Annotated in this window: 20 protein-coding genes; 10 read left to right on the top strand and 10 right to left on the bottom strand. The window is 71.3% G+C overall.

Annotated elements, in window-relative coordinates:
* Positions 1-50: 50 nt before the first annotated feature.
* The 7 genes from hflX to JOD65_RS06490 form a co-directional block, all read right to left on the bottom strand.
* Positions 51-1574 (bottom strand): GTPase HflX, encoded by a 1524-nt coding sequence (gene hflX, locus JOD65_RS06520; RefSeq protein ID WP_191193197.1) that lies wholly within the window; start codon positions 1572-1574, stop codon positions 51-53.
* Positions 1575-1646: 72 nt separating this feature from the next.
* Positions 1647-2354, bottom strand: coding sequence for an NYN domain-containing protein (locus JOD65_RS06515; protein WP_191193198.1), 708 nt, complete (start codon positions 2352-2354; stop codon positions 1647-1649).
* 136 nt (positions 2355-2490) lie between these two features.
* Positions 2491-3267 (bottom strand): SDR family oxidoreductase, encoded by a 777-nt coding sequence (locus JOD65_RS06510; protein ID WP_191193199.1) that lies wholly within the window; start codon positions 3265-3267, stop codon positions 2491-2493.
* A gap of 162 nt (positions 3268-3429) precedes the next feature.
* Positions 3430-4215 (bottom strand): diaminopimelate epimerase, encoded by a 786-nt coding sequence (dapF, locus tag JOD65_RS06505; protein WP_191193200.1) that lies wholly within the window; start codon positions 4213-4215, stop codon positions 3430-3432.
* A gap of 28 nt (positions 4216-4243) precedes the next feature.
* Positions 4244-6112 (bottom strand): gamma-glutamyltransferase, encoded by a 1869-nt coding sequence (gene ggt, locus JOD65_RS06500; RefSeq protein WP_191193201.1) that lies wholly within the window; start codon positions 6110-6112, stop codon positions 4244-4246.
* Positions 6113-6190: 78 nt separating this feature from the next.
* Positions 6191-6709 carry a dihydrofolate reductase family protein gene (locus tag JOD65_RS06495; protein ID WP_191193202.1) on the bottom strand — a complete coding sequence of 173 codons (519 nt, stop codon included), beginning with the start codon at positions 6707-6709 and terminating at the stop codon, positions 6191-6193.
* Between the two features lie 48 nt (positions 6710-6757).
* Complete coding sequence (locus JOD65_RS06490) at positions 6758-7333, bottom strand: TetR/AcrR family transcriptional regulator (protein ID WP_191193203.1); 576 nt, start codon at positions 7331-7333, stop codon at positions 6758-6760.
* A 66-nt stretch (positions 7334-7399) separates the two neighbouring features.
* Between JOD65_RS06490 and JOD65_RS06485 the strand changes: the two genes are divergently transcribed.
* The gene (locus JOD65_RS06485) at positions 7400-8029 is read left to right on the top strand and encodes an NAD(P)H-dependent oxidoreductase (RefSeq protein WP_191193204.1); all 630 of its coding nucleotides are present in this window, start codon (positions 7400-7402) and stop codon (positions 8027-8029) included.
* Position 8030: 1 nt separating this feature from the next.
* Here JOD65_RS06485 and miaA read toward each other — a convergent pair whose 3' ends face one another.
* Positions 8031-8945, bottom strand: a complete 915-nt coding sequence (gene miaA / locus JOD65_RS06480) for a tRNA (adenosine(37)-N6)-dimethylallyltransferase MiaA (RefSeq protein WP_191193205.1) — start codon at positions 8943-8945, stop codon at positions 8031-8033.
* An 85-nt stretch (positions 8946-9030) separates the two neighbouring features.
* On the opposite strand from miaA, the gene JOD65_RS06475 reads away from it, so the two are divergent.
* The 3 genes from JOD65_RS06475 to JOD65_RS06465 are packed head-to-tail and all read left to right on the top strand — an operon-like array spanning position 9031 to position 10107.
* Positions 9031-9249, top strand: a complete 219-nt coding sequence (locus tag JOD65_RS06475; protein ID WP_191193206.1) for an antitoxin — start codon at positions 9031-9033, stop codon at positions 9247-9249.
* Positions 9250-9269: 20 nt separating this feature from the next.
* Positions 9270-9779, top strand: a complete 510-nt coding sequence (locus JOD65_RS06470) for an NUDIX domain-containing protein (RefSeq protein WP_191193207.1) — start codon at positions 9270-9272, stop codon at positions 9777-9779.
* 16 nt (positions 9780-9795) lie between these two features.
* Positions 9796-10107: a hypothetical protein gene (locus tag JOD65_RS06465; RefSeq protein ID WP_191193208.1), complete on the top strand. Its 312-nt coding sequence runs from the start codon at positions 9796-9798 to the stop codon at positions 10105-10107.
* A 48-nt stretch (positions 10108-10155) separates the two neighbouring features.
* Here the strand turns inward: JOD65_RS06465 and JOD65_RS06460 are convergent, their stop codons facing one another.
* The gene (locus JOD65_RS06460) at positions 10156-11133 is read right to left on the bottom strand and encodes a putative endonuclease domain-containing protein (protein WP_191193209.1); all 978 of its coding nucleotides are present in this window, start codon (positions 11131-11133) and stop codon (positions 10156-10158) included.
* Between the two features lie 144 nt (positions 11134-11277).
* Positions 11278-12783 (bottom strand): tRNA (N6-isopentenyl adenosine(37)-C2)-methylthiotransferase MiaB, encoded by a 1506-nt coding sequence (miaB, locus tag JOD65_RS06455; protein ID WP_191193210.1) that lies wholly within the window; start codon positions 12781-12783, stop codon positions 11278-11280.
* 287 nt (positions 12784-13070) lie between these two features.
* On the opposite strand from miaB, the gene JOD65_RS06450 reads away from it, so the two are divergent.
* The 6 genes from JOD65_RS06450 (at position 13071) to JOD65_RS06425 (ending at position 18163) form a co-directional block, all read left to right on the top strand.
* A complete protein-coding gene (locus JOD65_RS06450; protein ID WP_191193211.1) occupies positions 13071-14186 on the top strand; it encodes a glycoside hydrolase family 16 protein in 1116 nt (371 codons plus the stop codon).
* Between the two features lie 43 nt (positions 14187-14229).
* Positions 14230-14727: a 2'-5' RNA ligase family protein gene (locus JOD65_RS06445; protein WP_191193212.1), complete on the top strand. Its 498-nt coding sequence runs from the start codon at positions 14230-14232 to the stop codon at positions 14725-14727.
* 59 nt (positions 14728-14786) lie between these two features.
* On the top strand, positions 14787-15563 hold the full coding sequence (locus tag JOD65_RS06440) for an amino acid ABC transporter ATP-binding protein (protein ID WP_191193213.1): 777 nt from the start codon (positions 14787-14789) through the stop codon (positions 15561-15563).
* Between the two features lie 51 nt (positions 15564-15614).
* Entirely contained in the window at positions 15615-16505 is an 891-nt protein-coding gene (locus JOD65_RS06435; RefSeq protein WP_191193214.1) for a glutamate ABC transporter substrate-binding protein, read from the top strand.
* Positions 16506-16607: 102 nt separating this feature from the next.
* The gene (locus JOD65_RS06430) at positions 16608-17297 is read left to right on the top strand and encodes an amino acid ABC transporter permease (protein ID WP_191193215.1); all 690 of its coding nucleotides are present in this window, start codon (positions 16608-16610) and stop codon (positions 17295-17297) included.
* A complete protein-coding gene (locus JOD65_RS06425) occupies positions 17294-18163 on the top strand; it encodes an amino acid ABC transporter permease (protein ID WP_191193216.1) in 870 nt (289 codons plus the stop codon). The genes JOD65_RS06430 and JOD65_RS06425 overlap by 4 nt, the downstream gene beginning before the upstream one ends.
* The last annotated feature ends 29 nt before the right edge of the window (positions 18164-18192 follow it).

Here is an 18192-nt window from a genome sequence, read left to right as displayed (position 1 = left end):
CCTGACACGTTCAGCGATCCCCGGTCAGCCGGGATCGCTGAAAGGCAGGTTCAGCGGGCGTACGCCTCGAGCTCGCCGGCGAGGTCGGCGTTGGCGCGGCCGACCACGAGCGTGCCGTCGCCGGTGTGCTCCATCGAGCCGATCTCGGCCTCCTGGTGGATCCGGTTGACGAGGTCGCCGCGCTCGTAGGGCAGGAGCACGTCGAACTCGACCTGCGGCCGGGGCAGCTCGGACTCGATCGTCCGCACCGCCTCCTCGATGCCCTCGCCGGTCCTGGCGCTCACCACCACGCTGTGCGGCTCGCGCGCCCTGAGCCGGCTGATCGCCAGCGGATCGGCGGCGTCGGCCTTGTTGATCACGATGATCTCGGGGACCTTGGTCGCGCCGATCTCGGCGAGCACCTCACGCACCGCGGCGATCTGGCCCTCGGGGTCGGGGTGCGACCCGTCGACGACGTGCAGCAGCAGGTCGGAGTCGGCGACCTCCTCCAGCGTCGAGCGGAACGCCTCGACGAGGCCGTGCGGGAGGTGGCGGACGAAGCCGACGGTGTCGGACATCGTGTAGACCCGGCCGTCACTGGTCGTCGTACGACGCGTCGTGGGGTCGAGGGTCGCGAACAGGGAGTCCTCCACCAGCACGCCGGCGTCGGTCAGCCGGTTGAGCAGCGAGGACTTGCCGGCGTTGGTGTAGCCGGCGATCGCGACGCTGGGGATGTGGTTGCGGCGCCGCGACTGGCGCTTGACGTCGCGGGTGCCGCGCATCTCCTTGAGCTCGCGGCGCAGCTTGGCGATCTTGGTGTTGATGCGGCGCCGGTCGGTCTCGATCTTGGTCTCACCGGGGCCGCGGCCACCGATGCCGTCACCGCCGGCAGCACGGCCACCGGCCTGGCGGGAGAGGTTGCCACCCCAGCCGCGGAGGCGCTGCTTCATGTACTGCAGCTGGGCCAGCTCGACCTGCGCCTGGCCCTCCTTGGACTTCGCGTGCTGGGCGAAGATGTCGAGGATCAGGGCGGTGCGGTCGACGACCTTGACCTTGATCTTGTCCTCGAGGTTGCGCAGCTGGCTGGGCGCGAGCTCGCCGTCGCAGATCACGGTGTCGGCGCCGGTCGCCTGGACGATCTCGCGGATCGCCTCGACCTTGCCGCGACCGATGAAGGTCGCCGGGTCGGGCGACTGGCGGCGCTGGAAGACGGCCTCCAGCACCTCGGAGCCGGCGGTCTCGGCGAGCAGCGCGAGCTCGGCCATCGAGTTCTCGGCGTCGGTCACGGTGCCGCCGGTCCACACGCCGACGAGCACGACCTTCTCCAGCCGGAGCTGGCGGTACTCGACCTCGGTGATGTCCTCGAGCTCGGTGCGCAGGCTCGCCACGCGCCGCAGGGCATGCCGCTCGGCCAGCTCCTGGGCGCCGACCGTCAGCTCCTCGGGGTCGGCGTCGTCGTAGTCGACGTCGTCGGCGTAGCCGGACTCGAAGTCGTCGCCCTCGAGCAGCTCGTCGTCGAGCTGGATCGTGTCGTCGTCCCAGGCGCGGGTGGCGTCGAGGGCGTCACGCAGGTTGAAGTCAGGTGCGTTCGTCATATGTCGACAAGGGTAGGTCGCCCGGGCTCACCTGCGCGAACGGTTTCGCGCAGGGCTGACGCGCGCCCGGTCTCAGGCGCGGTGTCGCCCGACCGCGACCGCGGGCTCGCCCACGAGCGAGCCGTCGTCCACGAACTCATCGCACGCCGCCCGCACGTCGTGCGGCGTGTGCCCGGGACCCACCACCACGACGCGTACGCCGGCCGCGTGCAGGCGGTGCAGCAGCGGCAGCATCGAGGTCATGTCGCCGGCCAGGACCACCTCGTCGACGGATGCCTCACGAGCGATGTCGACGGCGTCGATGGCCAGCGCCACACGCGCCTGCTCGTCGTCGTCGGCGACCTGGTGGAACGAGTGCAGCCCCTGCCGACGCAGGTGCTCGACCCACGACCCGAGGTCGGAGGACGTCCAGTCGGCGTAGGCGCGGCACACGGTGACCGAGCCGCGCCCCGGCAGGCGGTCCAGCAGCCCGGCGGCGGCGTCGGCCGAGATACGGCGGGCGTCGATCAGCACGGCCACGCGCCTCGCCTGCTCGGGCTCGTCGCCGACCGGCCGGCGCGGAAGCGGGCGGACTGCGGCCGGTGGCGGTCGCTCGGTCACGCCGAGCGACGCCGCCGGCTCGGGCGCGGGTCCTGGTCGTGCCGACTCCGTGCGGGCAGGCTTCTCGGGCGCGACCCGCAGGGCACCACCGCGGCGCACCCCCATCCACCGTCGTACGAGCGTCGCCAGCTCGCTGTCGTCGCTGTCAGCCGCTGCGCGCGGCTCCACCACGTTCGTCATCGTTCGCCCCCCACAGGCAGTGATGCATTGTTCCCTCCCGCACCATCCACCCTTTCGGGCGTCCCGTGCCCGGGATCGCCCGAATCGTGGACGACGGTCTGGACCAGTCAGCCGGCGGCAGGCGTGGGGCCGGACCTCACTTGGGTGGCATCCGGATGCCGCCGTCGACGCGGATCGTCTCGCCGTTCATGTAGGAGTTGGTCAGGCACTCCACGACCATGCTGGCGAGCTCCTCGGCGTGACCGAGGCGCTTGGGGAAGAGCACGTTCTGGCCGAGGTTGGCCTTGAACTCGTCGGGGTTGGGGAACGCGTCGTAGATCGGGGTGTCGATCAGCCCGGGCGCCACCGTGTTGAGCCGGATGCCGGCCGCGGACAGGTCGCGCGCGACCGGGAGGGTCATGCCGACGACGCCGCCCTTGGAGGCGGAGTACGACGCCTGGCCGATCTGACCGTCGAAGGCGGCGACCGAGGCGAGGTTGACGATCGCGCCGCGCTGGCCGTCGGCGTCGGGCTCGTTGCGGCTCATCACGGTCGCGGCCTGGCGGGTCATGTCGAAGGTGCCGATGAGGTTGATCTCGACGACCTTGCGGAAGGCGTCGAGGTCGTGCGCCTGCTCCAGCAGCCCGTCGCGGCCGATGGTGCGCTGGGCCCAGCCGATGCCGGCTGAGTTCACGCACGCGCGCAGCGGGGCGATCTCGGCAGCGGCCTCGACGGCGGCGGCGACCTGGTCGGTCTTCGTCACGTCCACGGAGGCGAAGACGCCGCCGATCTCGGCGGCCAGCGCCTCGCCCTTCTCGGCGTTGAGGTCGGCGACGACGACCACCGCGCCCTTCGCAGCGAGGGCGCGGGCGACGGCGGCACCGATGCCGCTCGCGCCGCCGGTGACGATGGCGGTGGATCCGGTGATGTCCATGGCCGGGATGCTATGAGACGGGCAGCGACGACCGACGCAGGAGGTCGGCACGTGGGGCGGGGTCTCGGTACAGCCGTGCGCGCCTTCGTTCCTCAGACGCGCGGCCACTCGACCTGGTCGAGCCCACCCGTCGACCTCGTCCCTCGGTCGACGCTGCTCGCCTCACAAGTCGGTGACGCCCTCGGCGACGAGCAGGGCGGGGCCGGTCATCAGCACCCGGTCGTCCTCGGTCCACACCACGTGCAGCGTCCCGCCGGGGACGTCCACGCGGTACGTCGTCCCGCGGGGCGCGTCGTCGGCAAGTGCCGTGGCGACGGCCACCGCGCACGCGCCGGTGCCGCACGAGCGGGTCTCCCCCGACCCGCGCTCGTGGACGCGCATGGCGACGTGGCGCTCGCCGCGGCGCACCACGAACTCGACGTTGACACCCTCGGGGTAGATCGAGTCGTCGTGCTCCGGCGGCTCGAGCAGCGGGCCCGGCTCGGCCAGGTTGTCGACGTACGCCACGGCGTGGGGGTTGCCCATCGAGACGTGGAGCGCCGGCCACGACCGGCCCATCACCGACACCTCGGTCTCGCCCAGCACCTCGGGTCGGCCCATGTCGGCCGTGAACTCCTCGCCGGACCGGTCGAGGACCTTCACCCCGGCGCGGGTCCGGATGTTCATCGGGAAGGCCTCGCCCTCGCGCTCGTGGAGGTAGCGAGCGAAGACCCGGATGCCGTTGCCGCACATCTCGCTGACCGACCCGTCGGCATTGCGGTAGTCCATGAACCACCCGTCGCCCTCACGGACCGCCCGCAGCACCCCGTCACCGCCGATGCCGGAGCGCCGGTCACACAGGGCCCGCACCCGCTCTTCGGACAGGTCGCCGTGCACGGTGCCGTCGGCGTCGGGCAGCACGACGAAGTCGTTCTCCGTGCCGTGGCCCTTGAGGAAGGGGTAGCTCACGCCGAGAGTGTCCCACCCCGACCGGCAGCTAGCGCGCGTCGACCACCTTCGCCGAACCCTTGCCGCGACGGCTCGGCTCGGCCACCGCGGTCATCCGGTTGCGCGGACCGAGCTCGATCGCCGTCGCCGCGCCGATCTCTGCGGCACTGGTGAACGCGTCGCCCGCCGGGACGAGGGTGTGACCGAGGGCGGTCAGCGCCGGCCCGTAGGTCGCGATGAACGCCGGCTCGGCGGTCACGTTGGCGGAGTTGCGCTGGGTGGCGCGCGGCGCCGCGATGGCCTCCTCGATCGTCATGCCGAGGTCGATGCGGTTGACCAGCATCTGCAGCACGGTCGTGATGATCGTCGAGCCGCCGGGCGAGCCGAGCGCCAGGAACGCCTTGCCGTCCTTCAGCACGATCGTCGGCGACATCGAGCTGCGCGGGCGCTTGCCCGGCTGGATGCGGTTGGGGTCGGCGGCGTCGTACACCGTCGAGAAGTCGGTGAGCTCGTTGTTCAGCAGGAAGCCGTGACCCGGCACGACCATGCCCGAGCCGCCGGTCTGCTCGATGGTGAGGGTGTACTCGACGACGTTGCCCCACTGGTCGGCGACCGTGAGGTTGGTGGTCGAGATGTTCTCGGTGTCGGCGTCGGTCGTGCCCTTCGCGGACGACGCGGCGGTGCACACGCCGTCGTACGACGTCACGTCGCCGGCCGGGACCGGCTTGGTCGCCGCCTTCGTCGGGTTGAGGGAGCAGGCCCGCTCGGCAGCGAACTTGTCGTCGAGGAGCCGCTTGGTCGGGACGTCGACGAAGGCCGGGTCGCCGAGGTACTTGCCGCGGTCGGCGTAGGCCAGCGCGCTGGCCTCGAGGTAGTGGTGGAGCGCCTGCTCGGGGGTCATCGCCGAGAGGTCGTAGCGCTCGAGGATGTTGAGCGCCTCCCCGACGGTCGTGCCGCCCGACGACGACGGCGCCATGCCGTAGACGTCGTGGCCGCGGTAGCTCGTCTTCGCGGCGCGCTGCGAGCGGACCTTGTAGTCGCGCAGGTCGCGCGCGGTGAGCCATCCGGCGGGCACGGGGAGGTCGGTGTTCTTGGACGTGCGCGGCTTGCGCACCACCTCCGACATGAGCCGCGCCAGCGTCCCGCGGTAGAACGCCTTGGTGCCGCGCTGGGCGATCAGGTCGTAGGTGTCGGCGAGCTCGGGGTTGCGGAAGATCGATCCGATCTTCGGTGCGTCGCCCTGGGGCAGGAACAGCTTCTTCGTGTCCTTGAACGCCGCGAAGCGCTCCTCGTTGTCGAGGGTCTGCTGGCGGAACGTCTCGTCGACCTTGAACCCGCGGCGCGCGACCTTGGTGGCGGGCGCGAGGGCGTCGCCGAGCGACAGCGTGCCCCAGTTGCCGAGCGCCTTGTCCCAGGTCGCGAGGGTGCCGGGCGTGCCGACGCTCGCACCGCTGGTGACCAGGTCGGGGGTGAACGTGTAGGGCTTGCCGGTCGCGTCGTCGATGAACGCGTCCTGCGGCATCTTCATCGGCGCGGTCTCGCGGCCGTCGAGGGTGCGGACCTTGCCGGACTTGGCGTTGTAGTAGACGAAGTAGCCGCCACCGCCGATGCCCGCGCTGTAGGGCTCGGTGACGCCGAGCGTCGCCGCTGCCGCCACCGCGGCGTCGACGGCGTTGCCGCCCGCCTTGAGCACCTTGAGCCCGGCCGCGCTGGCCTCGGGGTCGACCGTGCTGATCGCGCCGCCCTTGCCGACCGCGGTCGGGTCCTTGACGGTCGGGCGCTCAGACGTGGTCGACGGCGCCGGCGCGGCCTGCGCTGCGGGCTGGGCGGGCACCGGTGTGGCGACGAGGGCTGCGGCGACGGCCAGTCCACTGGCAGCCGAGACGCCGGCGGTGACGCGGCGGGCGAGGTGGGGCATGGGGATCCTCCCGAGAGTCGATGTCCCCACCCTGCCGCTGCCCCTGCGGGTTGTCCAACACCCCCGGGGGTGCGTCGGTCAGCGGACGACCGAGTAGCGCCCGCACATGAAGTCGCGGTTGCGAGCGACCTCCTCGAGGCGCAGCTCGACGTGTCGCGGCAGCACGGGAGCACCGCTGCCGACGGTCACCGGCGCGTACTGGATCCACACCTCGTCGAGCAGGCCAGCGTCGTGGAACTGCCCGACCAGCTCGCCGCCGCCCACGACCCACAGGTCCTTGCCGTCGGCGGCCTCGGTCATCTCGGCGTGGACCCGCTGGACGTCGTCACGGTCGAACCGCACGCTCGGCGGCGCCTCCGGGAAGGTGCGGTGGGTCAGCACCCACGTCGGCAGCGGGCCCCACGGGTCGTCGTCGTGGTCGAGGATCCACTGCCACGTGGTCGCGCCCATCACGCACGCCCCGAGCCGCTCACGGAACCCCGGGTAGCCCATCGGGCCCTCCATGTCGATGTCGCGCGAGGTGAGCCAGTCGAGCGAGTGGTCGTCGGTCGCGATGAAGCCGTCGAGCGTGCAGCCGGTGTAGTAGATCGTCGCCATCGGACCACCATGGCACCGACCACCGACACCGCGCTTGATCGAGCGTGCCTATCGGACGAGGGCGTCGAGCGCGGGCTGGGCCGCCTCGACCGGGAGGTGCCCGAGGGTGATCAGCTGCGCCATCCCGTGCACGGTCGACCACAGCGCGGCCGAGAGGGCCATCGGGTCGCGCCCCTCGTAGCCGGGCTCCTGCACCAGCTCGCCGACCAGGGAGCCGAGCAGCTCCTCGTTGCGGGTGATCAGCGGCGCCATCTCCGCACTGGGCGCACCGGCGGCGCAGTAGTCGGGGTCGAAGACGAGCGCGAACGCCTGCGGGTGGGCGGCGGCGTAGCTCACGTAGGCCAGCCCGAGCGCCCGCACCTTCTCGACCGTCCCGTCCGCCGCAGCGACCGCCTCCTCCTGGGCGGCCAGCAGCGCCGCCATGCCGCGTACGCCGAGCGCGCTGAGCAGCGCGGCCCGGTCGCCGAAGTGGTGGTAGGGCGCGTTGTGGCTCACGCCGGCCCGGCGCGCGACCTCACGCAGGCTGATCTTCGCCGCGGACGTGGTCTCGAGCAGGTCGAGCGCGGCGTCCTCGAGCGCGGCCTGGAGATTGCCGTGGTGGTATCCGCTCGCAGATCTTGACATGAGCAACATCCTACTCCAATGTGGACGTTGTCCAGATTCTTGTCACTGTCCAGATAGGAGCCCGCCATGGGCAACGTCCTCGTCATCGACGGCCACCCCGACCCCGCCTCGCTCACCGCGCACCTCGCCACGTCGTACGCCGCCGGCGCCGCCGCGTCCGCCACCTCGCTCGTGCTGCGCGACCTCGACTTCGACCTCACCTTGCGCACCGGCTACCGCACCCCGCAGGTGCTCGAGCCCGACCTCGCCCGCGCCCAGGCGCTGCTCGAGTGGGCCGACCACGTCGCCGTCTTCACCCCGCTCTGGTGGGGCTCGGTGCCCGCCCTCCTCAAGGGCTTCTTCGACCGCACGCTCGAGCGCGGCTGGGCCTTCCGCTACAAGGACAACGGCATGCCGGAAGGCCTCCTCGCCGGGCGCACCGGGCGGCTCGCGGTCACCTCCGACTCGCCGCGGTGGTACCTCCCGCTCGTCGGCGACAGCACCGTCAAGCAGGTCCGCGGCCGCACCATGGAGTTCTGCGGCATCAAGCCCACCAGGCTGACCCGGTACGCCGACGTCCGCGGTCGCACGGAGGAGCAGCTCGCCACCTGGATCCGGGACGCGGCCGACCTCGGGGCCGCCGACGCTGCTCGACCGGGTCGCCCCGACCGACCGGGCCACCCCGACGTCGTACGACCGGAGCCGGCCGCGGCCTGATTCAGCCGCCGAGCCGCTCGACCGCCCCGACCGCCTTCTCCACGCGGTCGGGGTCGTCGTGCGCGACCCACACGATGCGCGGGTCCTTGCGGAACCACGAGTCCTGGCGGCGCGCGAAGCGGCGGGTGGCGACGGTCGTCTGCTCGATCGCCGCGGCGAGGGTGCGGTCGCCGTCGAGGTAGCCCATCACCTCCCGGTAGCCGATGGCCCGCGACGCGGTGCGCGCGTCGGCGAGGCCGCGGGAGAGCAGCGCCTCGACCTCCTCGACGAACCCGCCCGAGAACATCTCCTCGACCCGCCGGGCGATCCGCGCGTCGAGCGTCGGCCGGTCGATGTCGACGCCGACCTGCACGGTCAGCGGGTCGACGTACTCGAGCTGCGGGAGGCTCGCGCTGTACGGCCTCCCGGTGAGCGCGACGACCTCCAGTGCACGGACGACGCGGCGTCCGTTGTCGGGCACGATCTGCGCGGCCGCCTCGGGGTCGACCCCCGCCAGTCGCTGGTGCAGCGCGTGGCTGCCGACCCGCTCGAGCTCGACCTCGAGCTCGCGCCGCAGCGACTCGTCGGTGCCCGGGAACTCGAAGCGGTCGACGATCGCGCGGGTGTAGAGCGCCGATCCGCCGACCAGCACGGGGGTGGCGTCGCGGCCGCGGATGTCGGCGATCGCGTCGCGCGCCCAGCCCTGGAAGAGCGCGACGGTCGCCGGGGCGGTGACCTCGTAGAGGTCGAGCAGGTGGTGCGGGATCCCGCGGCGCTCCGAGGCGGGCAGCTTGGCAGTGCCGACGTCCATCCCGCGGTAGACCTGCATCGCATCGGTGTTGACGACCTCTCCCCCGAGCCGCTCGGCGAGGTCGAGGCTCAGGCCCGTCTTGCCCGACGCCGTGGCACCGACGAGGGCGACGACCGGACGAGGCATGCCCCGATTGTCGCAGCGTGGCTAGGGTCGACAGTGCCGGAGTCCTCACCCGCCGTGGTGGGCCGGCCCGTCCCGAGGAGGACCCATGAGTTTCCTGGACAAGGCGAAGGCAAAGCTCACCGACGCCGTCGACCAGCACGGCGACAGGATCGCGCAAGGCATCGACAAGGCCGGCAGCGTCGTCAACGAGAAGACCGGCGGCAAGCACGCCGACAAGATCGACCAGGCCACCGGCAAGGCGCGCGACGCCCTCGACTCCCTCGACGGCAAGAACGACGACATCCCGCCCGGCACCACCCGCTGACCGACCCCTACGGTGGCCGCGTGACCGACCGCTTCGCCCTCGTCCCGGCGTCCTACGTCTACCTGCTGCGCGACGGGGCGGACGGCGCGGAGGTGCTCCTCCAGCGACGGGGGCCCGTCCCCTACATGGCCGGCCACTGGGCGGCCGCGGCCGCCGGGCACGTCGAGCCCGGCGAGACGGCGTACGACGCGGCGCATCGCGAGGCGCTCGAGGAGCTCGGCATCACCGACCTCGACCTCGACTTCGTGCTCACGATGCAGCGCAGCCAGTTCGGCCCCGCCGTCGAGGAGCGGGTCGACTGGTTCTTCACCGCGCGCTCGTGGACCGGCGAGCCGCGGATCGTGGAGCCCGAGAAGGCGGCGTCGCTGGGGTGGTTCGCGCTGGACGCCCTCCCGGAGCCGATGGTGCCGCACGAGGCGCACGCCCTCGCGCACCTCTTCTCCGGGGTCCGCTACCTCACCTTCGGGTGGGACGCTCCCCCGAGCGGGGGTGGCCCGAGCGCGCCGGCCGCGACAGGATCGAACGAGTGACCCAGGGAGGGAATGCATGGCCAACGATGAACTGAGCCCGATGCCCGAGCCGTACGCCGAGGAGCCCCAGCTGGTGCCCGGCGGCGTCGACGCGCTGGAGGAGGACCCGGCTGACGCGGGCCTCCCGCGTGACCTCGACCCGGACGACAACCCCGCCGTCGACGACGTCCTGCCCGACGAGATCGCCGAGCCGGACGAGAAGTCCCAGGCGCCCGAGGGCGAGGCGGAGGACGCGGAGTCCGACACTCCGCGCAGCGGCTCCGACTCCGACGACAGCCCCAGCGCCGGCCAGGAGGCGGAGGACGGCTCGCCCGAGCCTCCCGCCTGACCGGTTCGTGGAGGATCCGGGTCACCTGGTGACCCGGATCCTCCACGATCACGCCGCCCGGGTGAACGCGCAGTCGCCGCCGCACGCCCGGCCCGGAGGCCAGCCGTCCCGCTCCAGCAGGGCCGAGACCTTGACGGCCGTCGAGCACGGCCGGCCGACGACCTGGCCCCAGGTGAGCCGCACGGTGTCGTGTCCCTCGACAGCGGCATCCAGGTCTCGCTCGAAGTCCCGGTCCCGCTGCTCGGCGGTGTCGTGCCAGAACCGGCCGTCCAGCTCGATGACCCGTTCGTCGATCACCGCGTCGCGGTAGACGACGCCCGTGGCCGTGCCGGCCCGCTGTTGCCGCTCGGCGCGCGGCAGCCCGTGCGGCCGCTCGATCCGGGTGAGATAGGCGTGCTCGAGCACTGAGCACGTCCCCTGCGCCACGTCGCGCAGCACGGCGTCGAGGAACTCGCGACGGGGCGCCTTCTTCCGTGAGGCGAGTGCCTGCTGCATGCGTACGGCGGTGGTGTGGCGACCTTGGACCGCTCGGGCAACCGCTCCCACGGCGGCGAAATCTCCGCTGGCGAGGAGGGCGACATCGAGCGCGGCCTCGTCGTAGCGCAGCCGCGGCGGCCCGAGGTTCCAGTGCACCCTGTCGCGCAGGAGGAAGGTGCGCGTCACCGTGACACCTCGCGGTGCCACCACCCGACGACTACGTGGCACGACCACCTGGATCGGCCCGCCGTCGGCACCGGGTCGGCCGGGACCGTCGGCGGCCCGCATGGCGGAGGCGCCGGCGAGTGCCGCTCCGAGGTCGACACCTGCCAGCCCACGTGGGCTCGAGCAGACCAGCACCGCACCCCAGGCGCGCTGCACCCAGGACGGCTCGCCGGTGTGATCGACGTACACGCCGGGAAGAAGCAGCGCGAGCTCACGACGGCGCACGAACCGGCGTAGGTCGTGGGCCTGCAGACCCACCTGCAAGGCCTGGGCTCGTGAGACGACGCCGCACTGGGCGAGGAGGAGTGCGTCGAGATCCGTCACCGCACCACGATCACCGGGCTCCGGCCCGGGGCGCGACCCGTCCGGACGGATCTGTGGACAACGAGATGGTGGAGGAATCGAGTCAGCCGGTGGCTCGGATCCTCCCCGATCCGTCGGAAGTCACCGGATATCCGGGGACTTCATTCAGCTGCAGGCGTTGACCGCGGGCGGGAGAGGCGCCGGTACGCCGACCGACGGCATGCCGAGCCCGACGGCGGACGCGGCGGGCGGGGCGGATGTACGACGCTCCCAGGCGTCGCCGGCGCGGGTGCGGCGGACCGACTGGATCGCGCCGTCGGCGACGAGGTGGTGGGGGGCGGCGTAGGTGATCTCGACCGTCACCATGTCGCCCGGACGCACCGAGTCGGCGTCCACGAGGGAGAAGTCGGCGGCGAAGTGCACGAGCCGGTTGTCGCGCGCCCGGCCGGACAGGCGCTTGGTCTCGGCGTTCTTGCGGCCCTCGCCCTCCGCGACCATCAGCTCGACGGTGCGGCCGACGAGCGCCTTGTTCTCCGACCACGCGATCTCGTCGACGACGGCGGCGAGGCGGAGATAGCGGTCCTTGACCACGTCGGGCGCGATCTGGTCGTCGAGCACGGCTGCCGGGGTGCCGGGGCGCTTGGAGTACTGGAAGGTGAAGGCCGACGAGAAGCGCGCGGCCCGGACGACGTCGAGCGTCGCCTGGAAGTCCTCCTCGGTCTCGCCCGGGAAGCCCACGATGATGTCGGTGGTGATCGCGGCGTCGGGGATCGCGGCCCGCACCCGCTCGATGATCCCGAGGTACTTCGACTGGCGGTAGGACCGGCGCATCGCACGCAGGACCGCATCCGATCCCGACTGCAGCGGCATGTGCAGCGACGGCATCACGTTGGGCGTCTCGGCCATCGCCTCGATGACGTCGTCGGTGAACTCCGCGGGGTGCGGGGAGGTGAAGCGCACACGCTCCAGCCCCTCGATCGAACCGCACGCGCGCAGCAGCTTGGAGAACGCCTGGCGGTCGCCGAACTCGACGCCGTAGGCGTTGACGTTCTGCCCGAGCAGGGTGATCTCGGTGACGCCCTCGGCGACGAGCGCCTCGACCTCGGCGAGGATCTCGCCGGGCCGGCGGTCCTTCTCCTTGCCGCGCAGCGCCGGCACGATGCAGAACGTGCACGTGTTGTTGCACCCGACCGAGATCGACACCCAGGCGGCGTACGCCGACTCGCGCTTGGTGGGCAGCGTCGAGGGGAAGACCGACAGCGACTCGAGGATCTCGACCTGCGCCTCCTCGGCCACCCGCGCGCGCTCGAGCAGTACCGGCAGCGAGCCGATGTTGTGGGTGCCGAAGACGACGTCGACGTAGGGCGCCTTCTCGGTGATCGTCGCGCGGTCCTTCTGCGCGAGGCAGCCGCCGACGGCGATCTGCATCCCCGGGCGGGCGGCCTTCACCGGCGCGAGGTGGCTGAGGTTGCCGTAGAGCTTGTTGTCCGCGTTCTCCCGGACCGCGCAGGTGTTGAAGACGACGACGTCGGCCTGCTCGTCCGTGTCGGCGCGGACGTAGCCCGCGTCCTCCAGCAGGCCGCTGAGCCGCTCGGAGTCGTGGACGTTCATCTGGCACCCGTGGGTCTTGACCTCGTAGGTGCGTGCGGGGGTCTCTGCGACGGCGCTCATCTCGGGGTCAAGGGTACGGCGGCCGGCGGGGGCCCGGGAATCGCGAGGCCGCGCTAGTCCACTCCGCGCCCGGCTGGGGTAATACCGGCCGGTGACTGGCGGCCCGCCGCGGCGAGGAGCACACTCGGGGATAATCCACAGATGGGTAACAACGAGACCTGTGAGCGACTGTCTCGGGAGGCCCCGTGCAGACATCGTCCGTCCCCACCGCGCCGCGCCAGCAGCGCCATCACCTGAGCGCCAGGCCCGCCTGCGGTGTTGTTACCGTCCTGTTGATCACGGCGTCGATGCAGCTCCTGGCGACCGGCGCACCCGCCTCGGCCGATCAGGGCCGGCGCCACGACGTACGGGTGACGGTCGACGTGCTGCCACCCATCGCGCAGCCCGGCACGGAGCCGGAAGACCCGGTCCGCGGAGCAGCCCTGGTCGCGCAGTTCGCTCCTGCGTCACCGGGCAGCGACGTCGCGTTCGAGCGGGCGGTGCGCGGGGGCGGCTGGCGCGTGGTCGGACGTGACGTCCAGGACAGCGCCGGCACCGCGACCCTCGCCGTACGCCGAGGCCGCTACCGCGTGAGCACCGAGGCGGGCGGGCGCGCCTGGTCGTCGCGCCCCGTGCGGGCGCGCCGATGGACACCCGACTTCGAGGACACCTTCCCCGGCAGCCGGCTGGACACGTCGGTGTGGAACGACCAGGAGCGCGAGCACGAGTCCGTCCTCGCGCCGCGGACGTGCGCCCTCGTCGACGCGGGTGCGCGATCGGTCGGCGGCGGCGTCCTCCACCTGGGGGTGGCGCTGGACCCCGCGCGTGCGGGCCAGCCCTGCGACTACGAGTGGAAGGGGAGCGCCGGCCGCAGCCCCTACCTGCTCACCACGCAGGTCGCGACCGAGCACACGTACCTCACCCAGTACGGCATCGCTGCCGCGCGGATCAAGCTGCAGCGCGCCGACGGCATGCACTCGGCGTTCTGGATGCTTCCCGAGCACAGCGCGTTCTACGACGACGACCCCGCCCGGGGCGCCGAGATCGACGTCATGGAGTTCTGGGGCGACACGGGCCGCGGCGCGGAGACCATCGGATCGTTCGTGACCTGGCACGGGCCAGGCTGGTCGTCCCGGAGCCTCGGCGGGAAGTTCCCTGACGCGCGGCGCGCCCTGGGCGCCGACCGGGAGTGGTGGCAGGAGTTCCACGTGTTCTCGGTCGAGTGGACCCCGGAGGAGTACGTCTTCCGCGTCGACGGCCGCGAGTACTACCGCGAGAGCCAGGCGGTGTCCCACGTGCCGGGCTACCTCGTGCTGTCGATGCTGGCCGCGGACTACGAGCTCGACGACCTCGGCGCCGGCGACCTCCACGACACCGCCGAGGTGGACTGGGTCCAGGTCTACGAGGGGGCGTCGTCCCCCTAGACACGGACGCCGCCACCAGAGGCCGCCGACCTAGGCTCGCGGCATGCCCCGCATGCACGCGCTCGAGCTGCTGCCCGACGACGCCGGCTGCGACGTCGTACGCCGTGACTGGCAGGTGCTGCGCGACGCCGGCCTGCCCTCCCAGCTCGACCACCGCGGCGCCACCAACAGCCCGCACGTCACGGCGCTGGCCGCGCCGGCAATCGGCGCGGCCGACGAGCAACGCGCCGCGGAGCTGGTGGCGAGGCTGCTGCCGGTGCAGGTCCGGGCGTCGGGGATCGCGCTCCTCGGCGGTCGTCGCGTCTCCGTGGTCCGCGTCCTCGACGTGCCCGACGAGCTGGCGCGCGCCGTGCTGCGCCTCCGGTCGCAGGTGCGCGACGTGCAGCACCTCGGGTGGCTGCCGCACGTCACCCTCGCCCGGCGGATGGACCGCGCCGACGTGGGCCGCGCCGTGGAGGCGCTGGGGCACGAGGACGCGGTCCTGACGCTCACGTCGCTGCGCCGCTGGGATCCCGACGCGGGAATCGTCACCACTCTGTAATAGTCCGAACAGGCCATGCGTGATGGCCCTTGCGGTCCACGTGCCGATAGGTTGCGCCTATGACCGCGCAGGAAACGGGCACCGTCAGCGCCGGCCGGGGTGAGCCCCTCGTCGTGCTGGACGGCGTCCAGAAGCACTTCGGGCAGCTCCACGCACTCAAGGACATCGAGCTCACCGTCAAGCGCGGCGAGGTCGTGGTCGTGATCGGGCCGTCCGGCTCGGGCAAGTCCACCCTGTGCCGCACCATCAACCGGCTGGAGACCATCGACGAGGGCACGATCACCCTCGACGGCAAGGACCTCCCCCAGGAGGGCAAGGCGCTCGCCGCGCTGCGCGCCGAGGTCGGCATGGTCTTCCAGAGCTTCAACCTCTTCGCCCACAAGACGATCCTCGAGAACGTCACGCTCGGCCCGATCAAGGTCCGCGGCATGGGCAAGGCCGAGGCCGAGAAGAAGGCACGCGAGCTCCTCGACCGCGTCGGTGTCGGCCACCAGGCCGAGAAGTACCCCGCCCAGCTCTCCGGCGGCCAGCAGCAGCGCGTGGCCATCGCCCGTGCGCTGGCGATGGAGCCGAAGGTGATGCTCTTCGACGAGCCGACCTCCGCGCTCGACCCGGAGATGATCAAGGAGGTCCTCGACGTCATGGTCGACCTCGCCAAGCAGGGCATGACGATGGTCGTCGTCACCCACGAGATGGGCTTCGCCCGCACGGCCGCCGACCGCGTCGTCTTCATGGCCGACGGCGCGATCATCGAGGAGAACACCCCGGAGGAGTTCTTCACCCACCCCCGCTCGGACCGCGCCAAGGACTTCCTCGGCAAGATCCTCAAGCACTGAGGCATCGCGTCCGGCCACGAGTTCCCGCACCACAGACATAGGGAGAAGCAGATGCGATTCATCCGTACCAAGGCCGTCATCGCGACGGTCGGGCTCGCCCTCTCGCTCGCTGCCTGCGGCGACGCAGGTGACGACGGCGGCGAGACCACCGACGTCGAGGTCCAGGAGAACGCCGGCGACGAGTTCGACGACGGGACGGCGATGAAGGAGTTCGCCGACTCGGGCGAGATCACCATCGGCGTGAAGTACGACCAGCCCGGTATCGGCTTCAAGGGCGCCACGGACGACATGCCGGTGGGCTTCGACCCCGAGATCGGCAAGATCCTCGCCGCGTCGCTCGGCATCGCCGCCGAGGACATCACCTGGAAGGAGACGATCTCCGACAACCGCGAGCCGTTCCTCCAGGAGGGCGAGGTCGACCTCGTCATCGCGTCGTACTCCATCACCGACGAGCGTCGCCAGGTCGTGGGCCAGGCCGGCCCCTACTACGTCACGGGCCAGCAGCTGCTGGTGAAGTCCGACAGCGACATCGCGTCCCTCGACGACGTCAAGGGCACCGAGGTCTGCTCCGTGACCGGCTCCACGTCGCTGGAGAACATCAAGGCCGAGGGCGCCAAGCCGCGCGGCTTCGACACCTACTCCGAGTGCGTCGACCAGGTCCTCAGCGGGACCGTGGACGCGATGACCACCGACGGCGCGATCCTGCTCGGCTACGCCGCGGAGAACCCCGACGAGCTCAAGGTCGTCGTGGACCCGTTCTCCGAGGAGCGCTACGGCGTCGGCTACAGCCTGGACAAGCCCGAGATGTGCCAGTGGATCGTGGACACGATCACCCAGGCGCAGGAGGACGGCGACTGGGGCTCGGCCTTCGAGGCCACCCTGGGCCAGTCGGGCGTCGACACGCCCGAGCCGCCGGCCATGGACGAGTGCCCGGCTGCCTGACGCAGCACCAATCACCACCTGAATCACCACTGAACCACCACTGATCGGACGCCGGCGGGCCACGAGGCCCGCCGGCGTCCCACAGAGAGGAGCCCGCAGCCCATGGACGCGGTGATCTCGAACTTCGACGAGTACCTCAAGGCGTTCGGCCTGACGATCGGGCTGTTCGTCGTCTCAGGCATCGCCTCGCTGGTGTTCGGCACCATCCTCGCCGTCCTCCGGGTCGGCCCGGTGTCGATCCTCAACAAGGCGGCGGCCCTCTACGTCACGCTGTTCCGCAACACGCCGCTGCTGATGATCTTCGTCTTCATCTTCATCGCGATGCCGGTGCTGGGCTACAACTTCAAGGTCGTCGAGAACGTCGAGATCGCGGGCTACAACGTCTCGGCCTTCTTCTTCCGCGCCTGCCTGGCGCTCACCCTCTACACCGCCGCCTTCGTCTGCGAGGCGATGCGCTCGGGCGTCAACGCCGTCCCCCTCGGACAGGCCGAGGCCGGCCGTGCGATCGGCCTCACGTTCTCCCAGTCGATGACCCTCGTCATCCTTCCCCAGGCGACGCGCGCGGTGATCCCGCCGATGACCAGCGTCATGATCGCCCTGGCCAAGAACACCTCCATCGCGGCAGCCTTCGGCCTCGCCGAGGCGACGGCCACGATGCGCGCCTTCACCAACAACAACGCCGACCAGCGGATCGGGATCTTCCTCGCGTTCGCGATCGGCTACATCATCGTCGTCGAGGTCATCTCGCTGTCGTCCTACCTCGTCGAGCGAAAGGTGAGGGTGGCCCGATGAGCGCATCAGTCCTCTTCGACGCGCCCGGTCCCAGGACCGTCGCCCGGCACCGCATCTACACCGTCATCAGCATCGCCGTGCTGGTCGCGATGGTCGGCTTCGCCGTCTGGACGCTCTACGACGCCGGGCAGCTCGAGTACGCGCTCTGGGAGCCGTTCGTCACTCCCGAGTACGTCGAGTACATCCTCGTCGACGGCCTCCTCGAGACCCTCAAGATGGCCTTCTTCTCGATCATCTTCGCGGTGGTCTTCGGCCTCGTCTTCGGTGTCGCCAAGCTCTCCGACCGCGACTGGGTGCGCTGGCCGGCGTGGCTCGTCGTGGAGTTCTTCCGCGCCGTGCCCGTCCTGCTCCTGATGGTCTTCACGTTCTTCCTGCTGGCCATCGGCAACGGGCCGCTGACGTCGTTCTGGTGCGTCGTGATCGCGCTGACCCTCTACAACGGGTCGGTGCTCGCCGAGGTGTTCCGCGCCGGCATCAACGCCGTGCCGCGCGGCCAGGCCGAGGCGGCGTACGCCATCGGCATGCGCAAGTCGCAGGTGATGACGACGGTGCTGCTGCCGCAGGCGGTGAAGATCATGCTGCCGGCCATCATCAGCCAGATGGTCGTCGCGCTGAAGGACACCAGCCTCGGCTACTACATCCTCGCCCCCGGCCTGACGGCGGTGGCCAAGCCGATCTACCTCGAGTTCTCCAACCAGGTGCCGACGGCCATCGTCATCACCGGCATCTACGTCGCGGTCAACCTGGTCCTCACCTGGATCGCGACCATCGTGCAGAAGCGCCTGGTCGGCGAGAAGAAGGTGCTCGACGTGCCGATGGTGGGCGCCCCGACCGGGCCCAACGCCGGCAACGCGACGGCGCTCTAGCGCTTCTCGAACGGTTGCGCCCTCGCCAG

The organism is Nocardioides cavernae, assembly GCF_016907475.1.
GTDB classification, from domain to species: domain Bacteria; phylum Actinomycetota; class Actinomycetes; order Propionibacteriales; family Nocardioidaceae; genus Nocardioides; species Nocardioides cavernae.
The sequence above is the reverse complement of the archived record's forward strand: the minus strand, read 5'-3'. Positions and strand labels throughout refer to the sequence as shown.

Coding starts and splice junctions, on each gene's coding strand:
- hflX (WP_191193197.1), bottom strand. CDS start 1,574: ATGACGAACGCACCTGACTTCAACCTGCGTGACGCCCTCGACGCCACC.
- JOD65_RS06515 (WP_191193198.1), bottom strand. CDS start 2,354: ATGACGAACGTGGTGGAGCCGCGCGCAGCGGCTGACAGCGACGACAGC.
- JOD65_RS06510 (WP_191193199.1), bottom strand. CDS start 3,267: ATGGACATCACCGGATCCACCGCCATCGTCACCGGCGGCGCGAGCGGC.
- ggt (WP_191193201.1), bottom strand. CDS start 6,112: ATGCCCCACCTCGCCCGCCGCGTCACCGCCGGCGTCTCGGCTGCCAGT.
- JOD65_RS06495 (WP_191193202.1), bottom strand. CDS start 6,709: ATGGCGACGATCTACTACACCGGCTGCACGCTCGACGGCTTCATCGCG.
- JOD65_RS06490 (WP_191193203.1), bottom strand. CDS start 7,333: ATGTCAAGATCTGCGAGCGGATACCACCACGGCAATCTCCAGGCCGCG.
- JOD65_RS06485 (WP_191193204.1), top strand. CDS start 7,400: ATGGGCAACGTCCTCGTCATCGACGGCCACCCCGACCCCGCCTCGCTC.
- miaA (WP_191193205.1), bottom strand. CDS start 8,945: ATGCCTCGTCCGGTCGTCGCCCTCGTCGGTGCCACGGCGTCGGGCAAG.
- JOD65_RS06475 (WP_191193206.1), top strand. CDS start 9,031: ATGAGTTTCCTGGACAAGGCGAAGGCAAAGCTCACCGACGCCGTCGAC.
- JOD65_RS06465 (WP_191193208.1), top strand. CDS start 9,796: ATGGCCAACGATGAACTGAGCCCGATGCCCGAGCCGTACGCCGAGGAG.
- miaB (WP_191193210.1), bottom strand. CDS start 12,783: ATGAGCGCCGTCGCAGAGACCCCCGCACGCACCTACGAGGTCAAGACC.
- JOD65_RS06450 (WP_191193211.1), top strand. CDS start 13,071: ATGCAGCTCCTGGCGACCGGCGCACCCGCCTCGGCCGATCAGGGCCGG.
- JOD65_RS06445 (WP_191193212.1), top strand. CDS start 14,230: ATGCCCCGCATGCACGCGCTCGAGCTGCTGCCCGACGACGCCGGCTGC.
- JOD65_RS06440 (WP_191193213.1), top strand. CDS start 14,787: ATGACCGCGCAGGAAACGGGCACCGTCAGCGCCGGCCGGGGTGAGCCC.
- JOD65_RS06435 (WP_191193214.1), top strand. CDS start 15,615: ATGCGATTCATCCGTACCAAGGCCGTCATCGCGACGGTCGGGCTCGCC.
- JOD65_RS06430 (WP_191193215.1), top strand. CDS start 16,608: ATGGACGCGGTGATCTCGAACTTCGACGAGTACCTCAAGGCGTTCGGC.
- JOD65_RS06425 (WP_191193216.1), top strand. CDS start 17,294: ATGAGCGCATCAGTCCTCTTCGACGCGCCCGGTCCCAGGACCGTCGCC.